At 73.3% G+C, this 13038-nt stretch carries 12 protein-coding genes; 7 read left to right on the forward strand and 5 right to left on the reverse strand.

The genetic code is table 11. From position 1 onward, the window contains the following. Nucleotides 1-173: 173 nt before the first annotated feature. The gene (locus ABZ444_RS37525; RefSeq protein WP_358007780.1) at nt 174-761 is read right to left on the reverse strand and encodes a TetR/AcrR family transcriptional regulator; all 588 of its coding nucleotides are present in this window, start codon (nt 759-761) and stop codon (nt 174-176) included. A gap of 119 nt (nt 762-880) precedes the next feature. Here ABZ444_RS37525 and ABZ444_RS37530 point away from each other — a divergent pair, with 119 nt between their 5' ends. From ABZ444_RS37530 to ABZ444_RS37545, 4 genes are all read left to right on the forward strand, one after another. Continuing rightward, the gene (locus tag ABZ444_RS37530; protein WP_358007783.1) at nt 881-2569 is read left to right on the forward strand and encodes an ABC-F family ATP-binding cassette domain-containing protein; all 1689 of its coding nucleotides are present in this window, start codon (nt 881-883) and stop codon (nt 2567-2569) included. Beyond that, entirely contained in the window at nt 2563-3483 is a 921-nt protein-coding gene (locus ABZ444_RS37535) for a virginiamycin B lyase (RefSeq protein ID WP_358007786.1), read from the forward strand. Before ABZ444_RS37530 ends, ABZ444_RS37535 begins: the two co-directional genes overlap by 7 nt. Nucleotides 3484-3695: 212 nt before the next feature. Continuing rightward, on the forward strand, nt 3696-4643 hold the full coding sequence (locus ABZ444_RS37540; protein ID WP_358007789.1) for a quinone oxidoreductase: 948 nt from the start codon (nt 3696-3698) through the stop codon (nt 4641-4643). A 17-nt stretch (nt 4644-4660) separates the two neighbouring features. Next, nucleotides 4661-5281 (forward strand): LysE family translocator, encoded by a 621-nt coding sequence (locus ABZ444_RS37545; RefSeq protein WP_358007792.1) that lies wholly within the window; start codon nt 4661-4663, stop codon nt 5279-5281. On the opposite strand, the gene ABZ444_RS37550 is transcribed toward ABZ444_RS37545, so the two are convergent. From ABZ444_RS37550 to ABZ444_RS37560, 3 genes are read right to left on the reverse strand one after another with little or no spacing between them, the layout of a single operon-like run. Further along, entirely contained in the window at nt 5272-6285 is a 1014-nt protein-coding gene (locus ABZ444_RS37550) for a helix-turn-helix domain-containing protein (RefSeq protein ID WP_357980792.1), read from the reverse strand. The genes ABZ444_RS37545 and ABZ444_RS37550 overlap by 10 nt on opposite strands. After that, nucleotides 6285-7076, reverse strand: coding sequence for an ABC transporter permease subunit (locus ABZ444_RS37555; protein WP_358007795.1), 792 nt, complete (start codon nt 7074-7076; stop codon nt 6285-6287). The genes ABZ444_RS37550 and ABZ444_RS37555 overlap by 1 nt, the downstream gene beginning before the upstream one ends. After that, nucleotides 7054-7965 carry an ABC transporter ATP-binding protein gene (locus ABZ444_RS37560; protein ID WP_358007798.1) on the reverse strand — a complete coding sequence of 304 codons (912 nt, stop codon included), beginning with the start codon at nt 7963-7965 and terminating at the stop codon, nt 7054-7056. The genes ABZ444_RS37555 and ABZ444_RS37560 overlap by 23 nt, the downstream gene beginning before the upstream one ends. 141 nt (nt 7966-8106) lie before the next feature. On the opposite strand from ABZ444_RS37560, the gene ABZ444_RS37565 reads away from it, so the two are divergent. Then, nucleotides 8107-8928 (forward strand): patatin-like phospholipase family protein, encoded by an 822-nt coding sequence (locus ABZ444_RS37565; RefSeq protein ID WP_358007801.1) that lies wholly within the window; start codon nt 8107-8109, stop codon nt 8926-8928. Nucleotides 8929-8968: 40 nt separating this feature from the next. Continuing rightward, nucleotides 8969-10018, forward strand: coding sequence for a 1-acyl-sn-glycerol-3-phosphate acyltransferase (locus tag ABZ444_RS37570; RefSeq protein WP_358007804.1), 1050 nt, complete (start codon nt 8969-8971; stop codon nt 10016-10018). Here the strand turns inward: ABZ444_RS37570 and ABZ444_RS37575 are convergent. Continuing rightward, on the reverse strand, nt 9988-11487 hold the full coding sequence (locus tag ABZ444_RS37575) for a cobyric acid synthase (protein ID WP_358007807.1): 1500 nt from the start codon (nt 11485-11487) through the stop codon (nt 9988-9990). The genes ABZ444_RS37570 and ABZ444_RS37575 overlap by 31 nt on opposite strands. 135 nt (nt 11488-11622) lie before the next feature. On the opposite strand from ABZ444_RS37575, the gene ABZ444_RS37580 reads away from it, so the two are divergent. After that, nucleotides 11623-12951 (forward strand): MFS transporter, encoded by a 1329-nt coding sequence (locus tag ABZ444_RS37580; RefSeq protein WP_358007810.1) that lies wholly within the window; start codon nt 11623-11625, stop codon nt 12949-12951. Nucleotides 12952-13038: the final 87 nt, after the last annotated feature.

The raw sequence follows: 13038 nt of genomic DNA on the forward strand, positions 1-13038 counted from the left end.
GCGGCCGCCTCTTCCGGGCGGCCGCTTGCGTCGGCCACCTCTCCGCGGCCGCTTCCGCTGCTTCTCCGTGGCTGCTTCTTCGCGGCCGCTTTCGTTGGTCGCTTCTCCGTGGCTGCCTCTGCGCGGCGCTTTCGTTGGTCGCTTCTTCGCGGCCGCCGCTCTGATCGGGGTTCTCAGAGGATCCCGGCGCGGGCGGCGGCCAGGGCGGCGTCGGCGGCGCGGTCGGCGTCCCGCTCGCTCACCGGCTCGTGCGCGACGAACAGCCGGTAGTACACCGGGGCGACGGCCACCCTGATCACCTCCCGCACGTCGACGACGTCGGGCAGCTCGCCGCGGGCGATCGCGCGCCGCACGACCTCGGCCGACTGGTCGTGCCGGGCGGTGAAGAACTCGTGCAGGGCCCGCGCCGCCTCCGGGTTCTGGACGGCCGCCGCCACGAACGCCGACGACACCGGCCCCATCTCCGGGTCGGCGAACCCACCCCGGACGAGCTGGACGATCGCCCGCAGGTCGCCCTCGACGCTGCCGGTGTCGGGGATCGGCCACGGCTCGTCCTTGGCCAGCTCCAGGGCGTCGGAGATCAGGCCCTCCACACTGCCCCACCGCCGGTAGACGGTGGTCTTGTGCACGCCCGACCGCTCGGCCACGTTCTCGACCGTCAGGCCGCGGAAGCCATGGGCAGCCAGCTCGGCCAGGGTCGCCTGGCGCACGGCGTCGCGCACCCGCGCGCTGCGCCCTCCCGGACGTCTGTTCGGTTCCAAAAACTACTCCAGTTGCGTTTGCGGCTTCGCCTGTGCCAAACTAACGCTACAACAGTTGCGATTGGAGTTCCATCCTGATCAACGTTCGAAGGCTCAGCAAGTCGTACGGCGACCGCGTCGTGCTCACCGATGTGTCCCTGTCCGTGGGCCCCGGCGAGCGCGTGGCCGTCGTCGGCGAGAACGGCTCCGGCAAGTCCACCCTGCTCCGGCTGCTGGCGGGCGTCGAACAGCCCGACGACGGCGAGATCACCGTCACCGGCGGCGAAGGCGGCGTCCCAGGCGGCGTCCCAGGCGAGGTCACCGGTGATGTCACCGGCGGCGTCACCGCCGATGTCACCGGCGACGTCGGCCACCTCGGCCAGACGCTCGACCTGCCGCCTGGCCACACCGTCCAGCAGGCGGTCGACCACGCGCTCGCCGGCCTGCGGGCCATGGAGCGAAGGCTGCGCGAGCTGGAGTCCGCGCTCACCGACGACGTCATGGGCGAATACGGCGAGCTGCTGACCGCCTACGAGGCCCGCGGCGGCTACCAGGCCGACGCGCGCATCGACAAGGCCCTCCACGGCCTCGGCCTGGCGCACGTCGCCCGCGACCGGATGTTGTCGAGCCTGTCGGGCGGCGAGCGCGCCCGGCTGGGCCTGGCCTGCGTGCTGGCCGCCGACCCCGCCACGCTGCTGCTCGACGAGCCGACCAACCACCTCGACGAGCCGGCGCTGACCTGGCTCGAAGAGCGGCTGCGCGGTCACCGGGGGCCCGTGGTCGTGGTCTCCCACGACCGGGTCTTCCTCGACCGGGTGGCCACCGCCGTCCTGGAGGTCGAGGAGGGCGCCGTCACCCGGTTCGGCGGCGGGTACAGCGGCTACCTGACCGCCAAGGCGGCGGCGCGGGCGCGGTGGGAGCAGGCGTACACGGCCTGGCGCGAGGAGGTCCGGCAGGTGCGCGAGCACGCCGCCACCACCGCCCACCGCGTGGCGGCCGGGCGGGCCATGAAGGACAACAACAAGATGGCCTACGACCGCAACGCGGGCCGCGTCCAGAGCTCCGTGGCCGCCCGCGTGCGCAACGCCCACGAGCGCCTGCGCCGCCTGGAGGACGACCCGGTCCCCCGCCCGCCGGCCCCGCTCCGCTTCCGGGCCGCCTTCCGCACTCCCGCTCCGGCGGGCGACGGTCCGATGAACGACAGTCCGGTGAACGACAGTCCGGTGAACGACGGTCCGGTGAACGACAGTCCGGTGAACTACGGTCCGATGAGCGACGGTCCGGCCACGCCCGCGGCCCTGGTGGAGCTGCGTGACGTCCACGTCGGCGACCGGCTCCACGTCGGGTCGCTGACCGTCCGGCCGGGCGAGCGGGTGCTGGTGAGCGGGCCCAACGGGGCGGGCAAGTCCACGTTGCTGCGGGTTCTGGCCGAGCGTGCCGGATGCCGGGCCGGCCACCTCGCCCAGGACGACGACCTCGACCCCGGCCTGGCCGTGCTCGCCGCGTTCGGGCACGACGGCTACGCCGACGAGCGGCGCGCGGCCCTGCTGGACACCGGCCTCTTCCCCGCGCACGTGCTCGGCCGGCGGGTGGGCGAGCTCTCGGTCGGCCAGCGGCGCCGGCTGTCGCTGGCCAGGCTGCTCATCGGGGAGCACGACCTGCTGCTGCTCGACGAACCGACCAACCATCTGTCGCCCGTCCTGGCCGACGAGCTCGACCACACGCTCGCCGCCTACCGGGGGGCGGTGGTCATGGTCACGCACGACCGCGCGCTGAGGCGCCGTTTCACGGGCACCGAGATCCGACTGACAGGGGGACACATATGTTGACCATGATTTCTTCAGGCTCGCCCTACGGCGTGGCCACCGCCGCCGACGGCGCGCTCTGGTTCACGCTCGTCCACCAGGGCCGCGTCGGCAGGCTGGTGCCGGGGCACGAGCCGGTGATCCACCAGCTCGAACCGGCCGACGGGCAGCCCGGCGTGATCGTGCCCGGCCACGACGGCGCGATGTGGTTCACCGAGGGCAAGGGTGGCCGGGTCTGCCGCATCACCGGCGACGGCCAGGTCACCGCGTACGCGGCCGACTCGCCGTACGGGATCGTCGCCGGGCCCGACGGGGCGATGTGGTTCACCCAGATGGGCAGCGGGCGCATCGGGCGCATCGGCGCCGACGGCGAGCGCTCCGACTTCGACGTGCCGGTGGAGGGTGGCATGCCCGCCTTCATCACGGTGGGCGGCGACGACGCGCTCTGGTTCTCGATCAACCAGGGCCACGCCGTCGGCCGGATCTCGCTGTCCGGGGAGGTCACCGTGCATCCGCTGCCCACCGAGGGGGCCGCCCCCGTGGGCATCACGCTCGGGCCCGACGGGGCGGTGTGGTTCGTGGAGATCGGTGCGGGGCAGGTCGGCCGGATCGATCCGGCCGGGAAGATCACCGAGTTCCCGCTGCCCGATCGGGCCTGCCGTCCGCACGCCATCGTGGCTGGTCCCGACGGCGCGCTCTGGTTCACCGAGTGGGCCGCCGGGCGCCTCGGCCGCATCACGGTCGACGGCGCGATCGAGGAGCACCCGCTGCCCTCGGTGCCGGTGCCGCCGTCCGCGGTGCCGCCGTCCGCGACCGCCGGGCAGGGCGGGCCGGGCCCCGCCGATGGCAGCGAGCCGCACGGGCTGACGGTCGGGGCCGACGGTGCGATCTGGGTGGCCCTGGAAGCCGGGGCCCTGGCCCGCGTCCTGCCCGCCTAGGCCGCACCCGGCCAGTGACGGCCGCACCCGGCCGGTGGCCGCCGCACCTGACCTGTGACGGCCGCATCCGATCGGTGACGGCCGCATCCCGCCGGTGAGCCGCGGGCGGTGCGGTCGGCGTCTGTGGCAGGCGTTGCCGGCCCTCCGGATCCCCCTGGCGGCTCGGTGGGTCCGGGTGGCGGTGAGCCGCCGGGGCGGAGTTGACTGGGGGCATGCATGCCATCATCGTCTCCGCCCAGGGCGGTCCAGAGGTTCTCGAATACGTCGAGCGTCCCGATCCGGCGCCGGGTGACGGGGAGGTCGTGGTCGACGTCGCGGCCAGCGGGGTCAACTTCATCGACATCTACCACCGTTCCGGCGCCTACCCGCTCTCGGTGCCGACCCCGATCGGGTCCGAGGGGGCCGGGGTGGTCTCGGCCGTCGGCGCCGGGGTGGAGGGGTTGGCCGTCGGCGACACCGTGGCGTGGGCCGGTGTGCTCGGGAGCTACGCGGAGAAGGCCGTGGTGCCGGCCGACCGGCTGGTGCCGGTGCCCGAAGGCGTGCCCGCCGAGCTGGCGGCGGCGGCGATGCTCCAGGGCATGACCGCCCACTACCTCACCCACTCGACGTACGAGGTCAAGGAGGGTGACCAGGTGCTGGTGCACGCCGGCGCCGGCGGCATGGGCCAGTTGCTGATCCAGGTCGCCAAGCTGCGCGGCGCCAAGGTCTACAGCACGGTCTCCACGCCGGAGAAGGAGAAGCTGGCCCGCGCGGCCGGGGCCGACGAGGTGCTGGGCTACGACGAGTTCGCCGACGCGCTGCGCGGCCGGATCCACGTCGTCTACGACGGCGTCGGCAGGACGACGTTCGACGGCGGCCTGGAGGCGCTGCGCCCGCGCGGGCTCATGGCCCTCTACGGCGCGGCCAGCGGCCCGGTCCCGCCGTTCGATCCGCAGGTGCTCAACCGCGCCGGCTCGCTCTTCCTGACCAGGCCCACGCTCGTCCATTACGTCGCCGAGCGCGAGGAGCTGCTCTGGCGGGCCGCCGACCTGTTCGGCTGGATCTCCTCGGGCCGGCTCAGGATCAACGTGTCCGAGCGCTACCCGCTGGCCGAGTCGCGACGGGCCCACGAGGACCTGGCCGCCCGGCGTACGACCGGAAAGTTGCTGTTGATTCCCTAGCGCTACGCTCGCCCCTTGTGGACATCAATGCGGCAGTCTGGTCGTTCGCTGCCGTCGTCGCGCTCCTGACGATCACGCCGGGGCTCGACACGGCTCTCACCCTGCGCACGTCGCTGCTCACAGGCAGGCGGGCGGCCTGGGGAGTGGTGCTGGGCATCCAGCTCGGCACGCTGGTCTGGGGCGTGCTCACCGCGGCGGGGCTGTCGGCGCTGCTGGCGGCCTCGCGGTTCGCCTACGACGTGCTGCGCTGGGCGGGGGCGGCGTACCTGGTGTGGATGGGGTTGCGCATGCTCCTCGCCAGGGCGCCGGGCGGCGAGGAGGAGGACGGGCAGCGGGCGTTCGGCTTCGGCAAGGGGTTCCGGCGCGGCCTGCTCACGAACCTGCTCAACCCCAAGGTCGGGGCGTTCTACGTGGCGATGTTGCCGCACTTCATCCCGGCCGGCGCGCCGCACGCGGCGATGGGGCTGCTGCTGGCCGGGGTGCACGTGGCCGAGGGGCTGGCGTGGAGCGCGGTGCTGATCGGGTTCGCCTCGCTGATGAGCGACGTCCTGCGGTCGGCCCGGGTGCGGCGGATCCTCGACCGGGTGACCGGCGTGGTCATCGTCGGGTTCGGGCTCCGGCTCGCCCTTCACGACTGATCCCACGGCCAGTCCAGCAGGCGCGCGCCCAGGACCGCGGTCTCCAGGGTGAAGCGCTGGGTGGGGTCGTCGGGCGAGAAGCCGGTCAGCCGGCGGATGCGTTCCAGCCGGTACGTCACCGCCCGCGGGCTGATCCGCAGCCTGCGGGCGGCCGCCGCCTGGTTGCCGTGCGCGGCGAAGACCGCCTCCAGCGTCTCGACCAGCGGCTCGTGCCCGCCCCTGGCGTGCAGCAGCGGGCTGAGCACGCTGGTCACCAGGTCCTCGATCGCGCCGCGGTCGCGCAGCAGCACGGGGAAGACCAGCAGGTCGGCGGCCTTGACCACGTCGAGCGTGAGCCGCAGCGCGTCGGCCAGCTCCAGTGCGCCGGCCGCCTCCCTGAAGGAGGTCACGACGCCGCCCGGCCCGCGGTGCGGCCGTCCCACGCCGACCCGCCACCCGGCCGGGAAGCGGGCGCGTACGTGATGGGTGAACTCCCCCACGGCGGCGGGCAGCGTGGCGGGCACGACGCACACCAGCAGCCCTTCGCGCACGGCCACCAGCACGTTGTGCGAGCCGAACCGGGCGACCAGGTCGCGCTCGATGCGGTCCTGGTCCCCGTCGCGCAGCCCGCGGGCGGCGGCCACCACGTACGACTCGGCCAGCCGGAGGCCGAAGTGCTCGGCCCGTTCGGCCAGCCGCTCGGCCCGTCCCTGGAGCAGGTCGTCCACGAACTCCCTGCGGGCCGTCTCCTCGCCCCTGAGGGCGGCGAGCTGGGCCAGCTCGTACCCCTCCATGAGCGCCGAGACGGCCCTGCGCAGCGCGGGCAGCACGTCCGGCAGCCCCTCGGCGGCGGCGAGCGCGCCGTCGACCAGCGTCCGCAGCGGGACGCCCTGCTCGGCGGCGCGGGTGCCGTCGGCGCGGCAGGCGTCGAGCGCCTCCCGCGAGGGCGGGCGGCCGGCGGCGGCCCCGGCCAGCACCTGACGATGCCCGCCGAGCAGGTCGGCGGGCATCCTGGAGAGCACCATCACACTCCTACGTCACGCCTGTCGAAGGACAGGATCGCGGTGAGCGCGAGCACTGCCGTCGCTCCCGCCAGCACAAGGTAGTGCCCGACCGGCAGGCCCTCATAGAGCGGCCGGCCCTCGGCGTAGTAGTGGAACGGCGAGAGCCACTTCAGCCAGGCGATGGCCGCCACACCGCGGCCGAGCGTGACGACGATGTACCCGGCCGCCACCCACACGCCGACGACGGACGAGGCGATCATCCTGCGGCCGGTCACGGCGCCCACGGTCAGGGCCACGGTGCCGAAGAACAGCGCGAGCAGCAGCACCCCGACGTGCGCGGCCAGGACGCGGTCGAACGGCACCCCGAGCCGCGCCGCGTCCCCGGCCGCCCAGGCCACGGCCAGCGTCACGGCGAACACCGCCAGCAGCGCCAGCGCCAGCGCGCAGAACCGCTGGAGCACCAGCCGCCTGCGGTCCACCGGCAGCGTGACGACGAGCTCCAGCGTCCCGGCCTCCTCCGGCTGGGCGATCGCCCGGTTGGCCAGCATGGTGGCGAGCACGACGAACAACATCGGGACGAAGAGCTGGTAGACGATCGTCTGCAGGAAGTTGACGCCGAGGGCCAGGTCGGGCATGCCGCCCATGAGGTCCCTGAGCGGGCCGGGGTACTTGGCCAGGGCCTGCTGGTTGAACGTCCTCGGGTCCTGGCTGACGCTCCGGAAGATGCTGATGTAGAGGGCCATGAACGCGCTGATGCCGACGGTCCACCAGATCAGGGCCCGGCGGTGGTCACGCAGACTTTTGGCGATCATGGTGCCGTTCCTCCTCGCTGTAGTAGGTCAGGAAGATCTCTTCGAGGTCGGGCTCGGCGCTGACCAGGTGCACGACGGTGAACCGGGCGGCGGCCTTGACCAGGGCGTCCGGGCGGCCGTCGATCGTGCACCGGACGCTGGCGCCCTCCACGCGCAGGTCGCGCACCCCCGGCAGGCCCTCGAACGCCGACGGCGGCACCGGGGCGGCGAAGTGCAGCTCCATCCGGCGTACGGCCTTCTCGCGCAGCGCGGCCACGTTCTCCACGGTCACCAGGCGGCCCGCGCGGACGATGCCGACCCGGTCGGAGACGCTCTCCACCTCCGCCAGCACGTGCGAGGACATGAGCACGGTCCGGCCGGACGCCCGCACCTCCCGGACCATGGCCAGGAACTCCTGCTGGACGAGCGGGTCGAGCCCGCTGGTCGGCTCGTCGAGGATGAGGAACTCCGGCTCGTGCATGAACGCCTGGATCAGCCCGACCTTCTGCTTGTTGCCCTTGGAGAGCTTGCGCATCGGCACCGACAGGTCGGCGTCGAACCGTTCGGCCAGCTCCTCGATGCGGCTGCCCGGCACCCCGCCGCGCACGCGGCCGAGGAAGCCCAGGTAGTCGCGGGCCCGGTCGCGGCCTTCGAGCGCCAACTCGCCGGGCAGGTAGCCGATGCGGGCGCGGGTGGCCGCGGCGCGCGGGTCGTGGCCGAACACGCGGACCGTGCCGCGGGTGGGCCTGATCACGTCGAGGAGCAGCCTGATCGTGGTGGTCTTGCCGGCGCCGTTGGGCCCGAGGTAGCCGAAGATCTCGCCGGGCCGGATCTCCAGCGTGAGGTCTTCGAGCCCGCGCCGCCCGCCGTAGTACTTGGTCAGCCCTTCGGCCTGAACCACTGCTGTCATGCCGGAATCGTCCCGCCGGGGCGGCGCCGGGGTCACTGGCCGATGTCGGCAGCGTCCCGGCCGGTTCCCTTCCGGGACACGGCAACGAGAATGGGCCGCGTGAAACGGGCCGGGTGAAATGAGCAGGGTGAAATGGGCAGGGTGAGGAACGTGGAGACGGCGTTCGTGCTCGGTGGCGGTGGCGTGCTCGGTGCTCACGAGGTGGGCATGCTGCGGGCGCTCGACGACTTCGGCATCCGGCCCGACGTGGTCGTCGGCACGTCGGTGGGCGCGCTCAACGGCGCGCTCATCGCCGCCGACCCCGTGCGGGCGGTCGACCGGCTGACCTCGTTGTGGCAGTCCGACGTCGTGCGCACGGCGTTCGCCGGGTCGTGGGTGACGCGGCTGTCCACGCTGGCCAGGACCGGCACCCACCTGCATCCCAACGGTCCCCTGCGGGAGGTGCTGGCCGGGACGGTGCGCACGGAGCTGATCGAGGACCTGGAGGTGCCGTTCCAGTGCGTGGCGGCCTCGGTCGAGCGGGCCGCGGCCCACTGGTTCGCCAGCGGGCCGCTGGTGGAGGCGGTGCTGGCGTCGTGCGCGGTGCCGGGGCTGCTGCCGCCCGTGCAGATCGGCGGGGAGCACTTCTTCGACGGCGGGCTGGTGCACAGCATCCCCGTCGGCCGGGCCGTGCAGCTCGGGGCCCGGCGGGTCTACGTGCTGCACGTCGGCCGGATCGAGCGCCCGCTGACCGCGCCCCGGCGGTTCTGGGAGGTGGGGATGGTGGCGTTCGAGATCGCGCGCCGCTACCGGTTCGCCGAGGAGATGGCCACGTTGCCGCCGGGGGTGGAGGTGCACGTGCTGCCCGCCGGGGTCGCCGCGCCGCTGTCGACCCTGCGCTACCGCGACCTGTCCCAGATCTCCACCTACATCGAGCGGGCGTACCAGGCTTCTTCCCGCTACCTGCGGACAAGAGGAGGATGAAGGTAGGACCTCAGGGAAGGCAGACCTCGGGGAGGCGCCGTTGTTCCCACCGCGTATCGTGCGCCGGATCGTCCTGGCTCCACTCGTCATCGTGGTCACCGTGGTGGTGCTGGTGACGCTGCCGTTGTGGCTGCTGATCACGTTCGGGGCGTCCTTGCGGCTGCCGCCGCCGCAGCGCAGGGGGTTGCGGTTCGTCTGGTTCGGCGCGGCCTGGCTGACGCTGGAGTCGGCGGTGCTCATCGCCTGCCTCGGGCTGTGGGTGTCGGGGGCGTTCGGGCGGGCCCGGCGCCAGGAGCGGCACTACGCGCTGATCCGCTGGTTCCTGGCCAGGGTGTACGCGGCGGCGGTGCGCATCTTCCGGCTGACCGTGGACGTCGAGGAGCCCGCGCCGACCCCGCAGGAGCGCGCCGCCCGGCTGAGCCGCCCGATCGTGGTGCTCTCCCGGCACGCCGGGCCGGGCGACTCCTTCCTGCTGATCTATCACCTGCTGTCGGTGTACCGGCGGCACCCGCGGATCGTCATGAAGGCCGCCCTCCAGTACGACCCGTCGCTCGACGTCGTGGTCAACCGCCTGCCGAACGCCTTCGTGCCACGGCGGTCCGGCCGCGAGCGGGTGATCGAGGAGATCCGGCGGCTGTCGGCGACCATGGACGACCGCGACGCGCTGGTGATCTTCCCCGAGGGCGGCAACTTCACCCCCCGCCGGCGGCGGCTGGCGATCCGCCGGCTGGAGGACAAGGGGCTGGCCGAGGAGGCGGAGCGGGCGCGCGGCATGACCCACCTGCTGCCGCCCCGGCCGAACGGCGCCATCGCCGCGATCACCGCCTGCCCGGAGGCCGACGTGGTCTTCGTCGCGCACACCGGCCTGGACGACCTCGTCACGATCGGCGACGTGTGGCGCAGGCTGCCGTACGCGGCGCGGATCACGGCCAGGTGGTGGCGGGTGCCGGCGGCCGAGGTGCCCAGGGACGACCGGGAGAGCCAGGTCCGCTGGCTCTACTCCCACTGGGAGGAGATCGACGCCTGGATCACCGCCCAGCGCGAACGTTCCCCGCGGGATCAGGCCGAGGGGGCGCCCGGCGGCAGGTAGGGCACGGGGGCGGGGCCGTCGCGCAGGAGCCCCAGCAGGGCGTCGGTGTCCAGGTGCTGCTCGATCAGGTCGCCCAGGGCGTCGAGGCGGGCCTCGCGCAGGCGGCCGAAGTCGGTGTCCGGGGCGGGGACGAAGGCGCGTCCGGCGCGGTCGGCCACGTCGGCCAGGAAGGCCCGGCGGAAGGCGTCGTTCTCCAGGGCACCGTGCCAGGTGGTGCCCCAGACGTCGCCGGCGCGGCAGCCGTCCAGGAAGGGCTCGCCGCCCTCGACCGTCGCCCGCCCGTGGTGGATCTCGTACGCGCTGACCGGCTGCCCGTAGGCCCGCCCGACCGGCCGGGCGAGCCGCTTGTCCGGCGCGAACTCGACGCGGACCGGCAGCAGCCCGAGCCCGTCCACCCGGCCCGCCCGCGACTCGACCTCGTCCACGATCTCCCGGCCGAGCATCTGGAACCCGCCGCAGATCCCGAGGACGGGCCCGCGCCGCGCGAGCAGGGCGTCGGCCAGGCCGGTGCGCCGCAGCCAGGCCAGGTCCTCGACCGTGGCCCGCGAGCCCGGCAGCACCACCAGGTCGGCGTCGTCCAGCTCGACCGGGTCGGTCACGAAGCGCACCACCACGCCGGGTTCGGCGGCCAGCGCGTCCAGGTCGGTGAAGTTGGAGATCCGGGGCAGCCGGACGACCGCCACCCGCAACGTCTGCCTGCCCAGCGGCCGGCCGGTCGCGACCCGGCGGGAGTCCAGCGCGAGGGAGTCCTCGACGTCCAGCCAGAGGCCGTCGAGCCAGGGCAGCACGCCGTAGACCGACCGGCCGGTGAGTTTCCTGAGCATGTCGAGGCCGGGTTCGAGCAGCTCGCGGGCGCCCCGGAACTTGTTCACCACGAACCCTGAGACCAGGGCCTGGTCGGCCGCGTCCAGCAGCGCGACCGTGCCGTGGAAGGCGGCGAACACGCCGCCCCTGTCGATGTCGCCGACCACGACGACGGGCAGCCCGGCGGCCCTGGCCAGGCCCATGTTCGCGATGTCGCCGCGGCGCAGGTTGATCTCCGCGGGGCTGCCGGCGCCCTCGCAGATCACCACGTCGTACTGGGCGCGCAGCCGGTCCAGGGACGCCAGGGCGGTGGTCCGCAGGAGGTCCTTCAGCGCGCCGTACTCCATGGCGTCCACGTCCGCGACGGGCTCGCCCAGGAGCACGACCTGGCTGCGGCGGTCGCTGCCCGGCTTGAGCAGGACGGGGTTCATGTCGGCGACCGGTTCCAGCCCGGCGGCCTGGGCCTGCATGGCCTGGGCGCGGCCGATCTCGGCGCCGCCGGCGGTGACGTAGGAGTTGAGCGACATGTTCTGGGCCTTGAAGGGCGCCACGCGCACGCCCTGGCGGGCCAGCCAGCGGCAGATCCCGGCGGTGACCACGCTCTTGCCCGCGTCGGAGGTGGTGCCGGCGACCAGCATCGCGCCCGTGACCTGCCCAGGATTCATGCGATCACCGTACATGAGCCCCAAACTGCGAAATTTCCCAGAAAACGCCCATTTACGAATCGTGTGACTTCTGCCACTCTGGCTGGAACGTTCGCCTAGAACAGCATTCTAGATTTTCCTACTGGAAGGGTGGGCATGGTCAGGACGTTGGGTTCGCCGCGTGCCGGCGTCATCGACGCGCGGACCAGGGCGCCGTTCGGCTGGGCGCCGCTCGTGGTGCTCTTCATCGTCGGGCTCGTGGACCGCATGGAGTACAACCTGCTGTCGGGGGTGCTGCCGCTCGTCCAGAAGGAGTGGGGCTTCAGCGACACCGCCGCGGGCTCGATCCCGACCGCCGCGGCGCTGGCCGCCGCGATCGTCTCCCTGCCCGCGGGCTTCCTGGCCGACCGGTTCAGCCGTACGCGGATCATCGCGGTGGTCGTCCTGCTGTGGGCCGTCGCCACGCTCGGCTCGGGCCTGGCCACCGGCTTCGTGATGTTCTACCTGATGCGGGTGCTGCTCGCGGCGGCCGAGAACATCGACAACCCGGCGGCCGGCAGCCTGCTGGCCGACTACTACCCGCCGGTCAGCCGGGCCAAGGCGTACGGGCTGACCCGCGTCACGACCTACCTCGGCGGCATCGGCACACTGCTGGGCGGCGTGCTGGCCGAGGTGTTCTCCTGGCGCACCGCGTTCCTGGTCATGGTGGTGCCCGGCGTGCTCACGGCGGTGCTCGTCTGGTTCCTGCGCGAGCCGGGCCGCGGCGACCTGGACCGGATGGTCGCCGGAGCCCCTGCGGAAAGCGCGGGATCGTCCGAGGGCACCGCGTCGCCCAAGGCGCCCTTCTGGCAGCAGTTCGGGCAGGTCATCCGCATCCCGACGCTGCTGTTCGTCTGCGCCGGGCTGGGCCTGCTCACCCTCGGCCTGGCCGGGATCTTCTACTGGCTGCCCACGCTCATGGTCCGCGAGTACGGCGTCGGCGTCGGCGCCGCCGGCTCGCTGAGCGGCCTGATCACCATCGCCGGGACGCTGGCCGGCACCCTGGTCGGCTCCTGGCTGGGCCGCAGGTGGCACGGCACCCGCAAGGGCGGCAGGCTGCTGGCCGGTGGTGGCGGCATCACGGCGGGTGCGGCCGTCCTGGCCGGCGCGCTGGCCATGGACTCGATCGGCCCGATGACCGCGCTGGTCCTGCTGGCCTGCTCGCTCATGTCGATCGCGATCCCGAACATGACGGCCTGCCTGGCCGACGTCGTCCCGGCCGCCGCGCGCGGTCTCGGCTTCGCCGTCCTGCAGCTGCTCATCACGGCGGCCGGGGCGTTCGGCTCGCTCGTCGTCGGCATCGCCTCCGACCGGTTCGGCTCGCTGATCGGCGGCATGTACCTGCTGGTCGTCCCCATGATCGTGGGCGGCCTCCTGACGCTCGGCGCCCGCGCCTCCTTCGAGCGCGACGCCGGGCGCGTCATGGACGCCGCCCGCGCCGGCTAGATCGCTGATGTGAATTTCGGTGATTGGCTGCGAGCGTGACGAAGGGCGTCCATGGTCGGTGTGTGAAGACTGACCTAGACGCCCTTC

Source organism: Nonomuraea sp. NPDC005730, from assembly GCF_040630865.1.
In the GTDB taxonomy this organism is placed as follows: Bacteria; Actinomycetota; Actinomycetes; order Streptosporangiales; family Streptosporangiaceae; genus Nonomuraea.